Origin of the sequence: Micromonospora sp. SH-82, from assembly GCF_051132485.1 — a bacterium.
GTDB lineage: Bacteria > Actinomycetota > Actinomycetes > Mycobacteriales > Micromonosporaceae > Micromonospora.
Genome location: NZ_CP148049.1, coordinates 3,084,844 through 3,100,336, shown reverse-complemented (window position 1 = coordinate 3,100,336; position 15,493 = coordinate 3,084,844). Strand labels below are relative to the sequence as shown.

Sequence of the window (15,493 nt, the reverse complement as noted above, 5' to 3'; positions counted from 1 at the left end):
GTCTGGCCCCGCCCTCGCCCGACCCAGCGGTTTCATGGCCTTCGACGCGCACCACGACGGCGAGGTCCAACGTTGGTATCTCCTCGCCCTGCGCGCAGCGCACGCCGCACAGGACCCCGCGCTCAGCGCCAGCACCCTCGCCCTGATGTCCAACCAGGCCGCAGGTAGGGGCTTCGGCCTCCTGCACCGATTTCAGGGGGAACTCACCGCCACAGCTCTCCCCGGGCCTTATGCGCCACCAACTCCAGCACCGCGATCACCGTCCCGGCACCGACGATCTAACCCCGGGACACCAGCTCGTACGCCTCGTCGAGCGGAATCCACGCGACCTGCTCGGCCTCGTTCACGTCAGCGGGCGCCGATCTGCTCGGGACCACCTCACCGCGGTCATGGCCAGCGGCACCACCGCCGAACGCAAGGCCGCCGTCGAGACCCTCATCGCCGAAGCCGACTCACCGACCAGGGAGTCGTCCCCGTCTTCAAGATCCCCACCGACGCGACGATGCTCCCGCCCGAAACGGACGGGGCACTCATGAGGAACGACCACCGGTTCGCACAATGATGTGGTCGGTGAGCCCGATGCATCACCATGCGAACCATCTCGCCGTCATCGTCGGTGAACCGCTGTCGCCGAGTCTGACCAGCTCGCGCGATTGAATGCCAATCCGATCCAGGGGTGCCGTACCGTCGTGGCCAGAGTCGCAGTCAGCGCGGGGCCTGACCGGGGAGGAGTCCTACGAACGGTAGGCGTCGCGTCGGTGGCGGATCGAGTGAATCTCTACGACTCGTTTGGCTTCATTGATCCGGTAGATGATCCGGTAGGTGCCGCGCCGGGCGGAATGAAAGCCGTCGAAGGGTTCGTCGAGGGGTTTGCCCACTCGGTACGGGTTGATCGCGATCGCCCGCTGGATGGTTTCCGTTGCTGCGACCGCCACCTCCAACGGCAGGTCCTCGTGCAGGTTGCGGCGGGCCTGCCGGGAGAAGGACACCGTGTACGGGTTGAACGGTTCGGTGGTGCGGTCGTCCGCCCGCTTGCCCCCCGGAGGCATCAGGCTGCCTTGTTTCGACGCCGCTCCAGTTCGGCACGGACCTCGTCCACCGAGAACGTGTCTCCGGCTGCGAAGTCCTCCCGCGATTGGCGCAGGTCTGCCAGGGCCTCGTTGTCGGAGAGTAGGTCGAGCGTCTCCCGCATCGACTCGTACTGGGCCACCGAGATCAGCATGACGTCGGCCCGGCCGTTGCGGGTGATCGTAAAGTGGTCGTGCTCCCGGGCGACCCGGTCGGCGAGTTCGGCGATCCGGGCCTTGGCCTCTGTGATCGGAATGATCTCCATGGCGACCATTCTAGCGACCGGTCATAATTATGGTCAAACCTGAAAGGGTGCGACGGTGATGTCATGTGAGCACGTCGTCGACCAGGCGACCGGAAGGAGCCTCATGTCCGCCTCCGGCAAGCGCATCCGTCAGCACTGGAAGGTGAAGCCCACCGCTCAGGACAAGGGGTTGAAACTGACCGTCACCGTCGTCGCGTACGACAACGGGCTCGTCGAGGTCGACGGTGTGCTCGTCGACGACAGCGCCGCACCTGACCCGGGTAAGGGCTGGCTGGTGGCTGCCGAGAGGCTCACCTCGACCCTCGTCGAGTTCCGCAAGGACGCGGTCAAGCGCCAGGAGAAGAAGGGCAAGGGCGGTGGTGGAACGCACCGGGGACGGCCCGCACGTCGGGCAGCCCAGCCTCAGCGCCCTCGACCGGAACCGGCGCACCACCCGTACGACTCATCCGGCAGCGGGGAGGGGTGAGGTCCGCGACGGCGGGCACCACCTGGGGGCGGTTCTACGACCCGACCTTCTCAACGAAGTGTTGACAACGTTTCGTTGAAGTGTTGGGATCGGGTGGTGACCAGCGAACCTGACGCCACCCATCCCGGACCCGACCGCACCTGGGCGGCCCTGCACCGGCTCACCGAGCGGCACGCCGCCACCGAGGCCCAGCGGCACCGGCACCTCAATCCCTATCTGGCCGACCCCTACGAGGCGGTCGCCCTGGTGCTGGCCCTGGCCGCCGGGGCCGCCGAGCCGACCCCCGGGGAGGAGCCCGTCGACCGGGACGACCTGCTCGCCGCCCTCGCCCTCCTGCCCCACCTGCGGGCCGAGGTGGACACCCTGGAGGCGGGGCTGCTCGGCCTCGCCCGGTCCCGGGGGCTGACCTGGCAGGCCATCGGGGAGGGGCTCGGGTTGGGCAGCGCCCAGGCCGCCAGTCAGCGCTACGAGCGGATCTCCGCCCGGAGCACGGGAACGGCCCCGGGCGGTGGGGCGGGGCAGTCGAGCCGGTGATCAGGCGTACGCCTCGACCCCGGTCGACGCGGAGACCCGGCCGGTCGACGACGTCGTGCGGGTTACCGCGAACCGGTGCCGCCGGGCTTTTCCGGCCCGCAGGGACGAGACTGACCCAGAGGACCCGACCGGAGGTGCCGCGCCCATGGAACGCGCACAGATGCTGACGTACTGCCTGGCCAAGCCGGGCGCCTGGCTGGACCGCCCCTGGGAGGACGAGGAGGTGGTGAAGGTCGGCAGCCGGATCTTCGCCTTCCTCGGGCCGGGGGACACCGGGGCGAGGATCGGGCTCAAGTGCGGGCCGGACCGCGACCTGGCCGACGAGTGGCTGCGCCGTTACCCCGAGGACGCCGGGGTGATGCCGTACGTGGGGCGGGCGGGGTGGAACACGCTGCGCCTGGACGGGGCGATCCCCGCCGACGAGCTGACCGAGGCGGTGGACGCCTCGTACGCCACCATCGTCGGCAAGCTCCCCCGCCGCGAGCGCCCGGACGTCCCCTGAGACGGCGTCGGGTCGGAGCGCGACGTGCGCGCCCCGACCCGACAGTGCCTCAGCGGGGTACGACCTGCTCGGCGGCCCACTCGCGCCAGCCGGTGAGCTGGTCGGCGGCGGCGGCGAGTTGGTCGGCGACCGGTCCGGGACCGGTGGAACCGGGGGTGGTCCGGGTGGCCAGGGCCGAGCGGACCGAGAGCACGTCACGCACCGACGGGTCGAGGTGCTCGCTGACCGCCGACAGGTCGCTGTCGGAGACCTCGTCGAGGGCGCAGTCCCGGACCACACAGAGCGCCACCAGCTTCCCGGTGATCTCGTGGGCCTCCCGGAACGGCACCCCCCGACGGACCAGCCAGTCGGCGACCTCGGTGGCCAGGGAGTACCCCACCGGCGCGGCGGCGACGAGCCGGTCGACGCGTACCGTCATGGTGGAGATCATTCCGGCGAGCGCGGGCAGCAGCAGTTCCAGGGTGTCGACAGCGTCGAAGGCCGGCTCCTTGTCCTCCTGCATGTCCCGGTCGTACGCCATCGGCAGGCCCTTGAGCATGGTGAGCACGCTCATCAGCCCGCCGACGAGACGACCGGACTTGCCCCGGGCCAGCTCGGCGATGTCCGCGTTCTTCTTCTGCGGCATGATCGACGAACCGGTGGCGAAGGCGTCGTCCAGCTCGACCCAGCCGAACTCGTGCGACGTCCAGAGCACCACCTCCTCACCGAGGCGGGACAGGTGCACCCCGACCAGCGCGGTGACGAAGAGGAACTCGGCGACGAAGTCCCGGTCGGCGACGGCGTCCATCGAGTTGGCGAAGGAGGTCCGGAAACCCAGCTCCTTGGAGACCGCCACCGGGTCCAGGGGCAACCCGGAACCGGCCAGGGCACCCGCGCCCAGCGGACTGATCGCGGTGCGGTGGTCCCAGTCGCGCAGCCGCTCCAGGTCCCGCAGCAGCGGCTGGACGTGGGCCAGGAGCCAGTGCCCGAAGGTCACCGGCTGGGCGTGCTGGAGGTGGGTCATCCCCGGGGCGGCCGTGTCCACGTGCCGCTCGGCCTGCTCGACCAGGGCGTCGGCCAGCTCGACCAGCCGGGCGGCCACCCCCCGCGCGTGGTCGCGCAGGTAGAGCCGCAGGTCGGTGGCGACCTGGTCGTTGCGGGACCGCCCGGCGCGCAGCTTCCCGCCGAGGGCGCCGAGCCGCTCCAGCAGCCCCCGCTCCAGGGCGGTGTGCACGTCCTCGTCGTCGACTGTGGGACGGAACGCGCCGGAGGCGCACGCCGCCTCCAGGTCGTCCAGGGCGGCCAGGACCCGGCCCAGCTCGTCCGGGTCGAGCAGGCCCGCCCCGGCCAGGACCCGGGCGTGCGCCCGCGACCCGGCGATGTCGTACGGGGCGAGGCGCCAGTCGAACTGGACACTGACCGACAGCCGGGCGAGGGCCTCGGCGGGTCCGCCGGCGAACCGACCACCCCACAGGCTCGTACGGTTGGTGGCGGCACTGTTCTCGGTGAGGCTCTTGTCGTCCACGTCGCTCATTCTGGTCGTCACGGTCAGTTCTCCGGCAGCCGGGCTTCGGCGTTGTCGTCGCGGCGGGACCAGGCGGAGAGCTTCTCGCCCAGCGCCGCCCCGCCGACGGTGTCCCGGGCCACCACGAGGATGGTGTCGTCTCCGGCGATGGTGCCGACCACCTCCGGCAGTCCGGCCCGGTCCAGTGCACTCGCCAGGTACTGGGCCGCCCCCGGCGGGGTCCGGAGGACGGCGATGTTGCCGCTGGCGTCGACCTCGTTCAACAGCTCCCGCAGCAGCCGGACCAGCCGGGCCGGGGCCGCCTCGGCGTCGCGCAGCGGACGGTGTCCGTCCTCCGGGATGACGTACACGCCGCGCCCGTCACCACCCCGGGCGGTCACCGCGCCGAGTTCCTTGAGGTCCCGGGAGAGGGTGGCCTGCGTCACCTGGATGCCGTCGGTGGCGAGCAGGTCGGCCAGCTCGGTCTGCGAGCGGACCGCCCGGTCCCGGATCAGCTCCACGATCCGGGCGTGCCGGGCGGCCCGGGTCAGGGGGCCGGTCACCCCCGGCCCTCCAGCAGGAAGGCCAACAGGGCCTTCTGCGCGTGCAGTCGGTTCTCCGCCTGGTCGAACACCACGCTCTGCGGCCCGTCGAGGACGTCGTCGGTGATCTCCTCGCCACGGTGCGCGGGCAGGCAGTGCAGGACGATCGCGTGCGACGCGGCGTACCCGACCAGTTCCTTGTTGACCTGGTACGGCAGGAACGGGGTGATCCGGTCCAGCCCGTCGGCCTCCTGCCCCATCGAGGTCCACGTGTCGGTGGCGATCACGTCGGCGTCGCGTACCGCCTCGACGGCGTCGGTCAGGACCCGGACCGATCCGCCGGTGTCGGCGGCGAGCTGCGCGGCCCGCTCCAGGACCACCGGGTCGGGACCGAAGTCGGCCGGACCGGCCACCCGCACGTGCATCCCGGCCAGCGCCCCGGCGAGCAGGTACGAGTGGGCCATGTTGTTCGCCGCGTCACCGAGGTACGTCAGGGTCCGTCCCTGCGTACCGCCGAGGTGTTCCCGGACGGTGAGCAGGTCGGCCAGGAGCTGGCAGGGGTGGAACCCGTCGGTCAGGGCGTTCACCACCGGGACGCTCGCCCCGGCGGCCACCTCGGCGATCCGGTCGTCGCCGTGGGTGCGCAGGACGATCGCGGCCACGTACCGGGACAGCACCCGACCGGCGTCGGCCAGGGTCTCCCCCCGACCGAAGTGGGTGACCTGGGTGTCCACCACCAGGGGGTGGCCACCCAGTTCGGCGATGCCGACGTCGAACGAGAACCGGGTACGCAGGCTCTGCTTGTCGAACAGCACCGCCACCGACTTCGGGCCGGCCAACGGCTTGTGCCCGTACCTGTCGGCCTTGAACCGGGCGGCCAGGTCGAGGACGGTGGACTGCTCGGCGGCGGTGAGGTCGTCGTCGCGCAGGAAGTGCCGGGTCATGCGGGGGTCTCCGTCTCGGTGGGTCGGGCCGCGTCCAACGCGGCCGGCAGGGCGGCCAGGAAGGCGTCGACCTGGGCGGGGCTCAGGATCAGCGGCGGGGCGAGCCGGACCACGTCCGGCTGCACCGGGTTGACCAGGAACCCGGCGTCGCGCAGCGCTGCGGTCACCGCCCCGCTGACGGGTGCGGTGAGCACCACGCCGAGCAGCAGACCGGCGCCGCGTACCTGCGCGACCAGCGGGTGACCGAGCGCCTCGACACCCCGCCGCACCCGCTCCCCGACCCGCTTGACGTGGTCGAGCAGCCCCTCGCTGGCGATGGTGGAGACCACCGCCAGGGCCGCCGCGCAGCTGACCGGGTTGCCGCCGAAGGTGGTGCCGTGGGAGCCGGGGCGGAGCAGGTCGGCGGCCGGGCCGAAGGCCAGGCAGGCCCCGATGGGCAGCCCACCGCCGAGCCCCTTGGCCAGGGTCACCACGTCGGGCTCGACCCCCTCGGCCTGGTGGGCGAACCAGTGTCCGGTCCGGCCGATCCCGGTCTGCACCTCGTCGAGCACCAGCAGGGCACCGCGCCGGGTGGTGATCCGCCGGGCCGCCGCCAGGTAGCCGGCGGGCGGCACGACGACGCCGTTCTCCCCCTGGATCGGCTCCAGGATCACCATCGCGGTGGCGTCGGTGACCGCCGCCTCCAGGGCCGCCACGTCGCCGTACGGGACGTGGGTGACCTCACCGGGCAGCGGGCGGAACGGGTCGGCCTTGCTCGGCTGACCGGTCAACGCCAACGCCCCCATGGTCCGCCCGTGGAAACCACCCTGGGTGGCGACGACGTGGCTGCGACCGGTGAGCCGGGACAGTTTGAACGCCGTCTCGTTGGCCTCGGCACCGGAGTTGGTGAACAGGACCCGGCCGGGTCGCCCGGCCAGCGCCAACAGCAGCTCGGCCAGGGCGATCGGCGGCTCGGAGACGTACAGGTTGGAGACGTGTCCGAGGGTGGCGACCTGCCGGGACACCGCGGCCACCACCGCCGGGTGGGCGTGCCCGAGGGCGTTGACGGCGATCCCGCCGAGCAGGTCGACGTACTCCCGGCCGTTCTCGTCGACGACCACCGCGCCCTGGCCGGAGACCAGGCCCAGCGGGGGTGTGCCGTAGTTGTCCATCATGCTCTGCCGCCAGCGCTGCACGAGCCCGGTCATGACTGTCCCTCCCGGTCGGCGGCCGTCTCGGTGACCGAGGCGGTGGTGGGCTCCGGCACGACCATCGTGCCGAACCCCTCGGAGGTGAAGACCTCCAGCAACGTGGAGTGGGCGACCCGCCCGTCCACGACGTGCGCGGCGGGCACCCCGCCGCGCACCGCGCGCAGGCAGGCCTCCATCTTGGGCACCATCCCCGACGCCAGCGACGGCAGCAGTCGGGCCAGGTCGTCTGCGGTGATCTCGGAGATCAGGCTGTCGGTGTCCGGCCAGTCGGCGTAGAGCCCCGGCACGTCGGTGAGGACGACCAGCTTGCGGGCCTGCAGGCCGATGGCGAGGGCGGCGGCGGCGGTGTCGGCGTTGAGGTTGTGCAGCACCCCGTCGACGTCCGGCGCCACGGTCGAGATGACCGGGATCCGACCGGCCGCGATCAGGTCGGTGACCGCCGAGACGTCGACCGACTCGACGTCACCCACCTGCCCGACGTCGACAGGCTCCCCGTCGACGTACGCCGGGCGGCGGACGGCGGTGAACAGGCCCGCATCCTCACCGGAGAGGCCGACGGCGAAGGGACCGTTCGCGTTGATCAGGCCGACCAGTTCCCGGCCGACCTGGCCGACGAGGACCATCCGGACCACGTCCATCGCCTCGGCGGTGGTGACCCGCAGGCCGCCCCGGAACTCGCTGGCGATGCCGAGGCGACCGAGCATCGCCGAGATCTGCGGTCCGCCGCCGTGCACCACGACCGGCTTGAGACCGGCGTAGCGCAGGAACACCATGTCGGCGGCGAAGGCCCGCTGCAACTCCGGGTCGATCATGGCGTTGCCGCCGTACTTGACCACGACGGTGGCCCCGGAGAACTGCGCCAGCCAGGGCAACGCCTCGATCAGCGTGGCCGCCTTGGCCTGGGCCTGGGTGAGGTCTGCCGAAAGTGTCACTGTGCCGTCTTTCCGTTCGCGACTGCGGGACTCCGCTGCGCTGCATTCCTCGCGCTCACCGGTCCACCTCTTCGTTCGCGACTGCGGGACTCCGCTGCGCTGCATTCCTCGCGCTCACGTCGAGTAGGCCGAGTTCTCGTGGACGTAGGCGTGCGAGAGGTCGTTGGTCCAGACGGTCGCCGAGGCGGAGCCGGCGTGCAGGTCGATCCGGATGGTGACGTCCCGCCCGGAGAGGTCCACCTTGGAGCGGTCCTCGGCGGCGGCACCACGGCGACACACCCACACCCCGTTGACCGCCACGTCGAGTTCGTCGGCCTCGAAGGCGGCGGAGGTGGTGCCGACGGCGGCGAGGATCCGACCCCAGTTCGGGTCGTTGCCGAACAGCGCCGTCTTGACCAGGTTGTTGCGGGCCACCGCGCGTCCCACCGCCACCGCGTCGTCCTCGTCGGCCGCCCCCACCACCTCGATGGCGGCCTGCTTGGTGGCGCCCTCGGCATCGGCGAGCAACTGCTGGGCCAGGTCGTGGCAGGCGGCGGTGACCGCGTCGGTCAGCTCCTGCTCGGTCGGCTCGATGCCGCTGGCCCCGCTGGCCAGCAGCAGCACCGTGTCGTTGGTGGACATCGCCCCGTCGGAGTCGAGCCTGTCGAAGGTGACCCGGCAGGCCGCGCGCAGCGCCGCGTCGAGGGTCGCCGGACCGGCCACCGCGTCGGTGGTGAGCACACAGAGCATCGTGGCCATGGCGGGGGACAACATCCCGGCACCCTTGGCCATCCCGCCGACCGTCCAGCCTGTCCCGGTGACCACCGTCGTCTTCGGCCGGCTGTCGGTGGTCATGATCGCTTCGGCGGCGGCCGGTCCCCCGTCGCGGGCGAGTCCGCGTACGGCTGCCTTGACGCCCGGCAGGAGCTTGTCCATCGGGAGCCGTTCGCCGATCAGCCCGGTGGAGCAGACCGCCACGTCCCCGGCCCCGACCATCAGGCGGGCGCTGGCCGAGGTGAGCACCGACGCGGTGTGCTCGGCGGTGGCGTGGGTGTCCTGGAACCCGGCCGGTCCGGTGCAGGCGTTCGCGCCACCGGAGTTGAGGATCACGGCGCGGGCGACCCCGCCGTTGACCACCTGCTGGGTCCAGAGCACCGGGGCGGCCTTCACCCGGTTGGCGGTGAAGACCCCGGCCACCCCGGCGTCGGGTCCCTCGTTGACCACCAGGGCGACGTCCAGGGCACCGGCGCTCTTGAGCCCGGCGGCGACGCCGGAGGCCCGGAACCCCCGTGCGGCGGTGACACTCATGCCGTCGTCTCCTTCGTCGTCTCGCTGCTCGACCGGGGCGACCTCACGGGGCCACCCCGTAGACGGACAGGCCGGTCTGCTCGGGCAGGCCGACCATCAGGTTGGCGCACTGGACGGCCTGACCGGCGGCGCCCCTGCCGAGGTTGTCGATGGCGCTGACCACGATCACCCGGCCGGAGTCGACGTCGACGGTGGCCTGGAGGTGGCAGGAGTTGGAGCCGAGGGTGGCCCCGGTGTGCGGCCACGCCCCCTCGGGCAGGACGTGCACGAACGGGGAGTCGGCGTACGCCTGCGCCAGGACCGCCCGGGGGTCGACCCCGTCGGTCAGCGGCAGGGCGGTCACCGTGGCGAGGATCCCCCGGGGCATCGGGGCGAGGATCGGGGTCAGGGAGAGGCCGGTAGCCCCGGTGGCCTGCTTGATCTCCGGTACGTGCTGGTGGGCGCCGACCTTGTAGGGCGTCAGGTCCCCCATCACCTCGCTGCCGAGCAGGTGGGTCTTGGCGGCCTTGCCGGCCCCGGAGGTGCCTGAGGCGGCGACCACCACCACGTCGGCGGGGCTGACCGCACCGGCGGCGACCAGGGGGGCGAGGGCGAGGGTGACGGCGACGGCGTAGCAGCCGGTGTTCGCCACCCGGGTCGCCCCGGCGATCTCCGACCGCTGGCCGGGCAGTTCGGGCAGGCCGTAGGTCCAGGTGCCGGCGTGTTCCCCACCGTAGTACCGCTGCCAGGCGGCCCCGTCGCGCAGCCGGTGGTCGGCCCCGAGGTCCACGACCTTGACCGTGTCGGGCAGCCCGGCGGCCAGGGCCCCGGACTCCCCGTGCGGCAGGGCCAGGAAGACCAGGTCCGCGTCGGCGAAGGCGGCCGGTTCGGTCGCCCCGAACACCTGGTCCACCCCGACGAGCTGCGGGTGTACGGCGCTGACCCGCTCGCCGGCCTGCCGGTGTGCGGTCGCGGCGACCAGCTCGAACTCCGGGTGACCGGCGATCAGGCGCAGCAGTTCACCCCCGGCGTACCCGCTCGCCCCGGCGACCCCGACCCGAATTCCCATACCTACCTCCGCATGACTATGCAAAGGAGGCTAGCAGGCCGCGTTACACAGCCGCAATGTGTCATGCAGCCGACCGCATGCCCATGCAGCACCGTTCAGCAGTTCGCCAGCGTCGTCGAATGGGCCGGGCACCTCCCTCGCTCCCGACCAGGGAGGTGCCCGGAGTCAGTGGTTCTCCCGTGTCAGGCCGTGACGCTCTTCGTAGCTGCGCAGCGCCGCGTCCCACGCCTGGGTGTACTCCGAAGGGCCGAGCCCGAGGTCGTTGTGCCCCCGCACCGCTTCCCGCAACAGGGACACCAACTCCGGCACCGTGCCGCGCCGTTCTGTCAGATAGCGGCCGAACACCTCGGCGAAGTCTTCACTGGTCAGCCAGGCCGCGTGGGCCGTCACCGGCAGGTCCTCAAGCCCTCGGAACACCGCTGACCAGCAACGGGTCAGCTCGTTGGCCTGCTCAACACGGATCTTCTGCAGCTCGTGCTTGTACTCCAGCTCGATCCGTTCTTCCCAGTACGGCCGCAACCGCTCTCGGATCCGCTCGTCCGGACTGACCCGCACCAGAGCCGTGAAACCGAGCAGCGCGTCCGAGTGGGGCCACCGACGGCCCGCCAAGTGGTCGTTCAGTGCCCGTTCAAGATCCTGGGCATGATGGGGGTCATGTCCACAAGCCAGATCCGTGGCCTGCTCCTGAACGATGCTCCCGGCCCACGGCAGGTGTAGACGGGCTCGCACCTGCAACTGATCGACGGACATGTTCCTGGCCGTCCAGGTATACACAACCCGCACCTGAAAATCGAAGGCGTTCCCCCGAGCGGGTACCAAGAGCGGCTGTGGGACCGACTGCCGAAAACCCACCGATGAGGGTGCGGGCGGTGGTGCCGGCCGAGGCGGCTCACCGGTTAGGTCAAACACCGAGAGGAGCCGTTCCCACCAGGTACGGCGCAACGGCACGGCGGCGGAGCCCTGGGCGTCCCCGCCCGGGTCGGAGTACATGCTCATCGGGTTCCCTCGGCAGTCAGTCGTCGCACGTCGGCGAGCAGGGGCGTACGGGGCAGGTTGATCACCCAGACGTGATCGAGTTGGTGGGCCAGTCGGCGACGCAGAGGCGCCTCTCCGGACATCACCAGCCCCAGCATTCTCAGGAGCAGAGCGGAGAGTTCAGGCTGCCCGTCGGCCAGGCTCAGCCAGTAGCCAAGGGTCCGCCATGCGCGGTAGCCGGTCTGCGGGATACTCAGAGCAGCCACCCAACAGGTCGCCAGGTCGTCAAGGCGGACCGTGCCGTCCCGGGTCAGGTTCAACAGTTCAGGCCAGTGTTCGAACGGAGAAGCCGCCGACCGGTCGGCGAGCACCCGCAATGCCCGCGCGGCGTGCAGGCGGACCTCTGTGTCCTCTGAGGCGGTCCACTCCGTCAACACCGGGAGAACAGTGGCAGCGTGTCCGGCCGAGTACACCTCGACGAGACCACGGACGACTGAGTTGTGCCACCGCTGACCCCGAACTTGGGCGACCAGACGCAGGTGCAGGAGTGCGATGTCAGGCCAGATCCGGGCCAGGCCCAGGGCGTAGGCCCGCGCGACAGTGTCCCGGAGGTACGCCGCCCCACCAGCCGCCCACTCGTCTAACGCAGCCCGAATGGGCTGACGCAGTTCGCTTTGCATAGCCATAGCCACCAGCGCGATGGCGGCGGCCTGCCGGACTCCGGCTCGCCGCTCCCTCGCCAATCGGTCAACGGTGTGCAGGGCTGCGTGGACACTGTGCCGGGCTGACAGACCGATTGCGCCTGCGGCGGCCTGCCGGACCCCGGGTGACTCACTGCGGACGAGATCCGCCAGCCAACCGAGGAACTGATCCGGCAGCCACCAGTCCGACCAGGCGGCCTCCAGCAACGGTGCCCGCAACACCTCATTGCCTGGGGTGAAATCGAGCCGCCGCCCACCCGACGGATCACGGTCGTCAACCGTCTGCACCACCTGTCGCAGGGTCGGGCCGAGCAGGACGTCCAGCCCTGCACGGATGGATCCAGCGAACACGGGCGCGGAGGGTGGCTGCACCGGCGCATCAGGCTGCCCCACGAGAGGTGGTCCGGCTAATCCCGCACCAGAAAGTCGTTGGGCGGCGGCGTACATCTCAGTCACCGGTTGCCCGGCCAACACCGCGCAGGCAATCCGGAAGGCCCGCCGCTGGTCAGGTGGAACGGCGGACGAGTCCTCCTCGCCGTCATCGAGCGACAGAATCCGGGTCGCCCGTGCCCGCAACCGGCTGGGCAACCACCGCTCCAGCCATTCGGTGAACCTAGTCTCCGGAATGACGTGGGAGTCGAGCGCCTCCACGAGTCTGACCACCTCGACGGTCCGGCACTCGCCCGCCAGATGAGCCGTCAGGAGAGGGTGTTCCAAAAGCCGCTCGACGTATGATTCTGCGCAATCCCCCTGGCAGCCGCTCTTGCACCAACGGACGCACCGTCCGCGCAGCCGTTGGCGCAGATGCACCCGGAACACCTCAGTGGTACTCGGTGCCCGGTGCTCGACCAAATACTCGGCGACCTCGCGAGTGCGGCTGCCGAACTCGCCGATCAAGATCAGGGTGCTGTTCTTCGTCTCCATCCGGGAGGCGAGACCGATCAAGGTCAGCCCGTCCAGCTCACGAACTTTCGCCTCGTCTAGTTCCAACACATGGCCGTGGCCGTGACGAATCGGTCCATCGGGGCGGAGCAGGTCGACCAGATGGTCGACGCCGAGCACGCCGACCCGGTCGGCCCCGCGGTCGCGAGCCGAGGCCAGACACGCGGTCGTGTAGCGGCCGGTGCCAACCGTTCCCGATAGGCACACGAGGCGACGGCGCTTGAGCTGATGATCGAGTTGGTGATCGTCGGGGGCGGGAGCGTACCCAGCGGCCATCTGCTCGACCGATTCGACCGTGAGCATCTCAGCCCAGGCGTGACCGGCACCGTTCGTCCCAGAGGTGGAAAGGTTCAGGGTACCGATGGCGGTCGCTCCCGGCCCGGTGGCGTTCTGCCCCCGAACCCAAACATCCCCGACCCCGACAGCCGGCCCACCAAGCAACGAGGCCAGCCGAGTAAGCACTTCACCTGGGTCGAGGTGCTCCTCCGCTTCGTCACCGGGCAGCTCCGCTGCGTCGTTCGCGGCTGCTCCGGAGCTGGCCCCTTGGTCCTGGCTCGTGTTCTCTGCGGCATCCCACCTCGCGGCGGGGTCTACGCCCGGAGAGTCGAAACGTCGATCCCTCGGCCCCACGCTCCCCGCATCGTCGAACGGGTCCGCATCCTCCTCGGGAAGCCGGCCGTCACTCACCATCCACCGCGCTCAGGGCCGAAGTTGAGGTCCCGGCCGACCGAACCGATCGCGGTGGCATTCGAGCCGATCGCGTTTGGTCCGTTGACCCGGATGTTTCCGGTGCGAATCCCCTCATTGCCTCGGTGAGAGCGGCTACCTCCAGCGGGTCCTTCTGGACGAGGGTCGGAGCGGCCCGACATCTGTCCGCCCGAATCGTCGGGGCCTCCCTGGTCGTCCGGCCCATCAGCCTGGGGCTCCTGGAAGGCCGACATGTCCTCGTCCACAACGTACAACCATGCGTGTTCGTCAAATCCCTTCTCAGGACGACTGATCCGGATCCGAACGAAACGTTCAGAGCGCATTTCCTCCGGGTACTCGCAGACCACCTCACGGTAGATGTCCGGTGACACGACCAAGGCGACTCCTGCCTCCGGGAAGGCCGCCAGCGCCCGCCGGACCGGATCGGCGTCACAGAGCCGGCAGACGAGGACGACGGCGTTGCCTGGGAAGCCGTTGGCACCGTCGAGATGTACGAGACCCTGGTGGACGGCGAGGCGCAGGCGCACCCGCGCCGCCGCCACCCGGCTGCTGTTGTACTCGCGCAGACGCCGGTTCAGTTCGGGCACGAACCGACCGATCACCCGCGACTCAGCGACGTCCCGGGGAAGAATCGCCAACTCGCCGTCACCGGCCTTCTGAGTCGTCCAGGAGGCACGGTCCAGGCCGACCGCATGGGCCGCGTCGTGCAGGAGTTCGTGGAACGCACGCTGCGCCTCGTGCTGCTGCACGTTGCCACGACGGCTGTACCGCTCCATGTCCACCGAGATCAGCAATCGCCGTTCCGGAGAGTTCATCTGCTGTCGCCTCTCGATCCGAACCGCCTCACTCGGGCGGCCAGAGGACATCGAACAGCGGCTGCAGCATAGAGATCCCCTACTAGTACGAGATCCGGGAAATCTATCGACCACCGGTCAACCAACCCGTTAGGGAAATTCATGCCGGAAGCGAAGGTCTGCGGTGACGAATGATGATCGACACGACCGGCTGCTGCTCGCCGCTGGCTGGTCACCCGAACAGACAGCCTGGGCGCTGGCGCCCTACGTGGTACTCCAAGCCACTGTCCGCACCACGACATCGCGCTACGCGCAGACACGGCTACGCTTCGACAAATCTTGCCGATTCAGGAGGGGTAGACCGTCCATGCATGCAGGCGATCCGTCAGAGCCCGAGTGGCCACACGGCACTTTTCTTCGGCGACTGGAGCCGGCTGATCGCCGATCCCTGCTCGAACTTGGAGTACGCCGTCGGGTGCCCACCGGGCAAATCCTGCTCCACGAGGGAGCCGACGGTTCACACCTGATCCTGCTGGCGGGCGGACTCACAAAGGTCACCGTCGCCCTGCCCGACGGGCGTTCCGCTTTGCTGTCACTGCGAGTTGGCGGTGATCTGATCGGGGAGATGTCCGCGCTAAACAACAAGCCCCGCTTCGCCACGGTGACCACCTGCGGCACCACCCGCTACTGGGTCATCCAACGGGAGCAACTCTATGGCTTCCTCCGGACACGTCCTCAGGCTGCTTTGGAACTTGCGGCGATGATGTCTGACCGTCTCCGCTGGTCCAACCGCCGCCGGATCGACTTCACCTTGTTCGGGGTACAGGTCAGAGTGGCCCGGGTAATCGCGGATCTGGCCCGCACCCACGGCCGACGCAACCGTGACGGGGTTGTCATCGACGTACGGCTGACCCAGCCGGAGCTGGCCTCCATCTGCGGAGCTGCAGAGACCACAATTCACAAGGCACTACGGGAACTGCGGACCGACGGGCTGGTGGACACCGACTACCGCCGGATCACCGTTCGCGATCTTGCGGGCCTGCGGCACCTCGGTCACCTGGATCCGGACGAGGAGTGAGAAGGGGTCCCTTCTAGACCGGGATCGTCACGAA

At 70.2% G+C, this 15,493-nt stretch carries 16 protein-coding genes and 1 pseudogene; 4 read left to right on the top strand and 13 right to left on the bottom strand.

All coding sequences use genetic code 11. The annotated features are described in order from the left end of the window. Window positions 1-203 precede the first annotated feature (203 nt). From WHN02_RS14295 to WHN02_RS14285, 3 genes and pseudogenes are all read right to left on the bottom strand, one after another. Window positions 204-359: pseudogene (locus WHN02_RS14295) on the bottom strand (NUDIX hydrolase); the annotation flags it as partial. A 375-nt stretch (window positions 360-734) separates the two neighbouring features. Further along, window positions 735-1,049, bottom strand: coding sequence for a type II toxin-antitoxin system RelE family toxin (locus tag WHN02_RS14290; protein WP_434743766.1), 315 nt, complete (start codon window positions 1,047-1,049; stop codon window positions 735-737). Beyond that, window positions 1,049-1,333 carry a type II toxin-antitoxin system Phd/YefM family antitoxin gene (locus WHN02_RS14285; protein ID WP_434743765.1) on the bottom strand — a complete coding sequence of 95 codons (285 nt, stop codon included), beginning with the start codon at window positions 1,331-1,333 and terminating at the stop codon, window positions 1,049-1,051. The genes WHN02_RS14290 and WHN02_RS14285 overlap by 1 nt, the downstream gene beginning before the upstream one ends. A gap of 58 nt (window positions 1,334-1,391) precedes the next feature. Here WHN02_RS14285 and WHN02_RS14280 point away from each other — a divergent pair, with 58 nt between their 5' ends. The 3 genes from WHN02_RS14280 (at window position 1,392) to WHN02_RS14270 (ending at window position 2,835) form a co-directional block, all read left to right on the top strand. Next, on the top strand, window positions 1,392-1,799 hold the full coding sequence (locus WHN02_RS14280) for a hypothetical protein (RefSeq protein WP_434743764.1): 408 nt from the start codon (window positions 1,392-1,394) through the stop codon (window positions 1,797-1,799). Between the two features lie 96 nt (window positions 1,800-1,895). After that, window positions 1,896-2,333 (top strand): DNA-binding protein, encoded by a 438-nt coding sequence (locus WHN02_RS14275; protein WP_434743763.1) that lies wholly within the window; start codon window positions 1,896-1,898, stop codon window positions 2,331-2,333. Window positions 2,334-2,478: 145 nt separating this feature from the next. After that, window positions 2,479-2,835: an MmcQ/YjbR family DNA-binding protein gene (locus tag WHN02_RS14270; protein ID WP_434743762.1), complete on the top strand. Its 357-nt coding sequence runs from the start codon at window positions 2,479-2,481 to the stop codon at window positions 2,833-2,835. A gap of 49 nt (window positions 2,836-2,884) precedes the next feature. Here WHN02_RS14270 and argH read toward each other — a convergent pair whose 3' ends face one another. The 10 genes from argH to WHN02_RS14220 all read right to left on the bottom strand — a co-directional run bounded on the left by argH (window position 2,885) and on the right by WHN02_RS14220 (window position 14,402). Next, window positions 2,885-4,348, bottom strand: a complete 1,464-nt coding sequence (gene argH, locus WHN02_RS14265) for an argininosuccinate lyase (RefSeq protein ID WP_350897873.1) — start codon at window positions 4,346-4,348, stop codon at window positions 2,885-2,887. 14 nt (window positions 4,349-4,362) lie between these two features. Further along, window positions 4,363-4,881, bottom strand: a complete 519-nt coding sequence (locus WHN02_RS14260) for an arginine repressor (RefSeq protein WP_434743761.1) — start codon at window positions 4,879-4,881, stop codon at window positions 4,363-4,365. Further along, the gene (gene argF / locus WHN02_RS14255; RefSeq protein WP_434743760.1) at window positions 4,878-5,804 is read right to left on the bottom strand and encodes an ornithine carbamoyltransferase; all 927 of its coding nucleotides are present in this window, start codon (window positions 5,802-5,804) and stop codon (window positions 4,878-4,880) included. The genes WHN02_RS14260 and argF overlap by 4 nt, the downstream gene beginning before the upstream one ends. After that, window positions 5,801-6,991, bottom strand: coding sequence for an acetylornithine transaminase (locus WHN02_RS14250; protein ID WP_434743759.1), 1,191 nt, complete (start codon window positions 6,989-6,991; stop codon window positions 5,801-5,803). The genes argF and WHN02_RS14250 overlap by 4 nt, the downstream gene beginning before the upstream one ends. Further along, entirely contained in the window at window positions 6,988-7,926 is a 939-nt protein-coding gene (argB, locus tag WHN02_RS14245) for an acetylglutamate kinase (protein WP_434743758.1), read from the bottom strand. Before argB ends, WHN02_RS14250 begins: the two co-directional genes overlap by 4 nt. 114 nt (window positions 7,927-8,040) lie before the next feature. Further along, window positions 8,041-9,213: a bifunctional glutamate N-acetyltransferase/amino-acid acetyltransferase ArgJ gene (gene argJ, locus WHN02_RS14240; protein ID WP_434743757.1), complete on the bottom strand. Its 1,173-nt coding sequence runs from the start codon at window positions 9,211-9,213 to the stop codon at window positions 8,041-8,043. A gap of 43 nt (window positions 9,214-9,256) precedes the next feature. Beyond that, a complete protein-coding gene (argC, locus tag WHN02_RS14235; RefSeq protein WP_434743756.1) occupies window positions 9,257-10,261 on the bottom strand; it encodes an N-acetyl-gamma-glutamyl-phosphate reductase in 1,005 nt (334 codons plus the stop codon). 165 nt (window positions 10,262-10,426) lie between these two features. Continuing rightward, entirely contained in the window at window positions 10,427-11,011 is a 585-nt protein-coding gene (locus tag WHN02_RS14230; RefSeq protein WP_434743755.1) for a hypothetical protein, read from the bottom strand. A gap of 242 nt (window positions 11,012-11,253) precedes the next feature. Further along, complete coding sequence (locus WHN02_RS14225) at window positions 11,254-13,182, bottom strand: hypothetical protein (RefSeq protein WP_434743754.1); 1,929 nt, start codon at window positions 13,180-13,182, stop codon at window positions 11,254-11,256. A gap of 380 nt (window positions 13,183-13,562) precedes the next feature. Continuing rightward, window positions 13,563-14,402, bottom strand: coding sequence for a hypothetical protein (locus tag WHN02_RS14220; protein WP_434743753.1), 840 nt, complete (start codon window positions 14,400-14,402; stop codon window positions 13,563-13,565). A gap of 454 nt (window positions 14,403-14,856) precedes the next feature. Here WHN02_RS14220 and WHN02_RS14215 point away from each other — a divergent pair, with 454 nt between their 5' ends. After that, a complete protein-coding gene (locus WHN02_RS14215) occupies window positions 14,857-15,459 on the top strand; it encodes a Crp/Fnr family transcriptional regulator (RefSeq protein ID WP_434743752.1) in 603 nt (200 codons plus the stop codon). The last annotated feature ends 34 nt before the right edge of the window (window positions 15,460-15,493 follow it).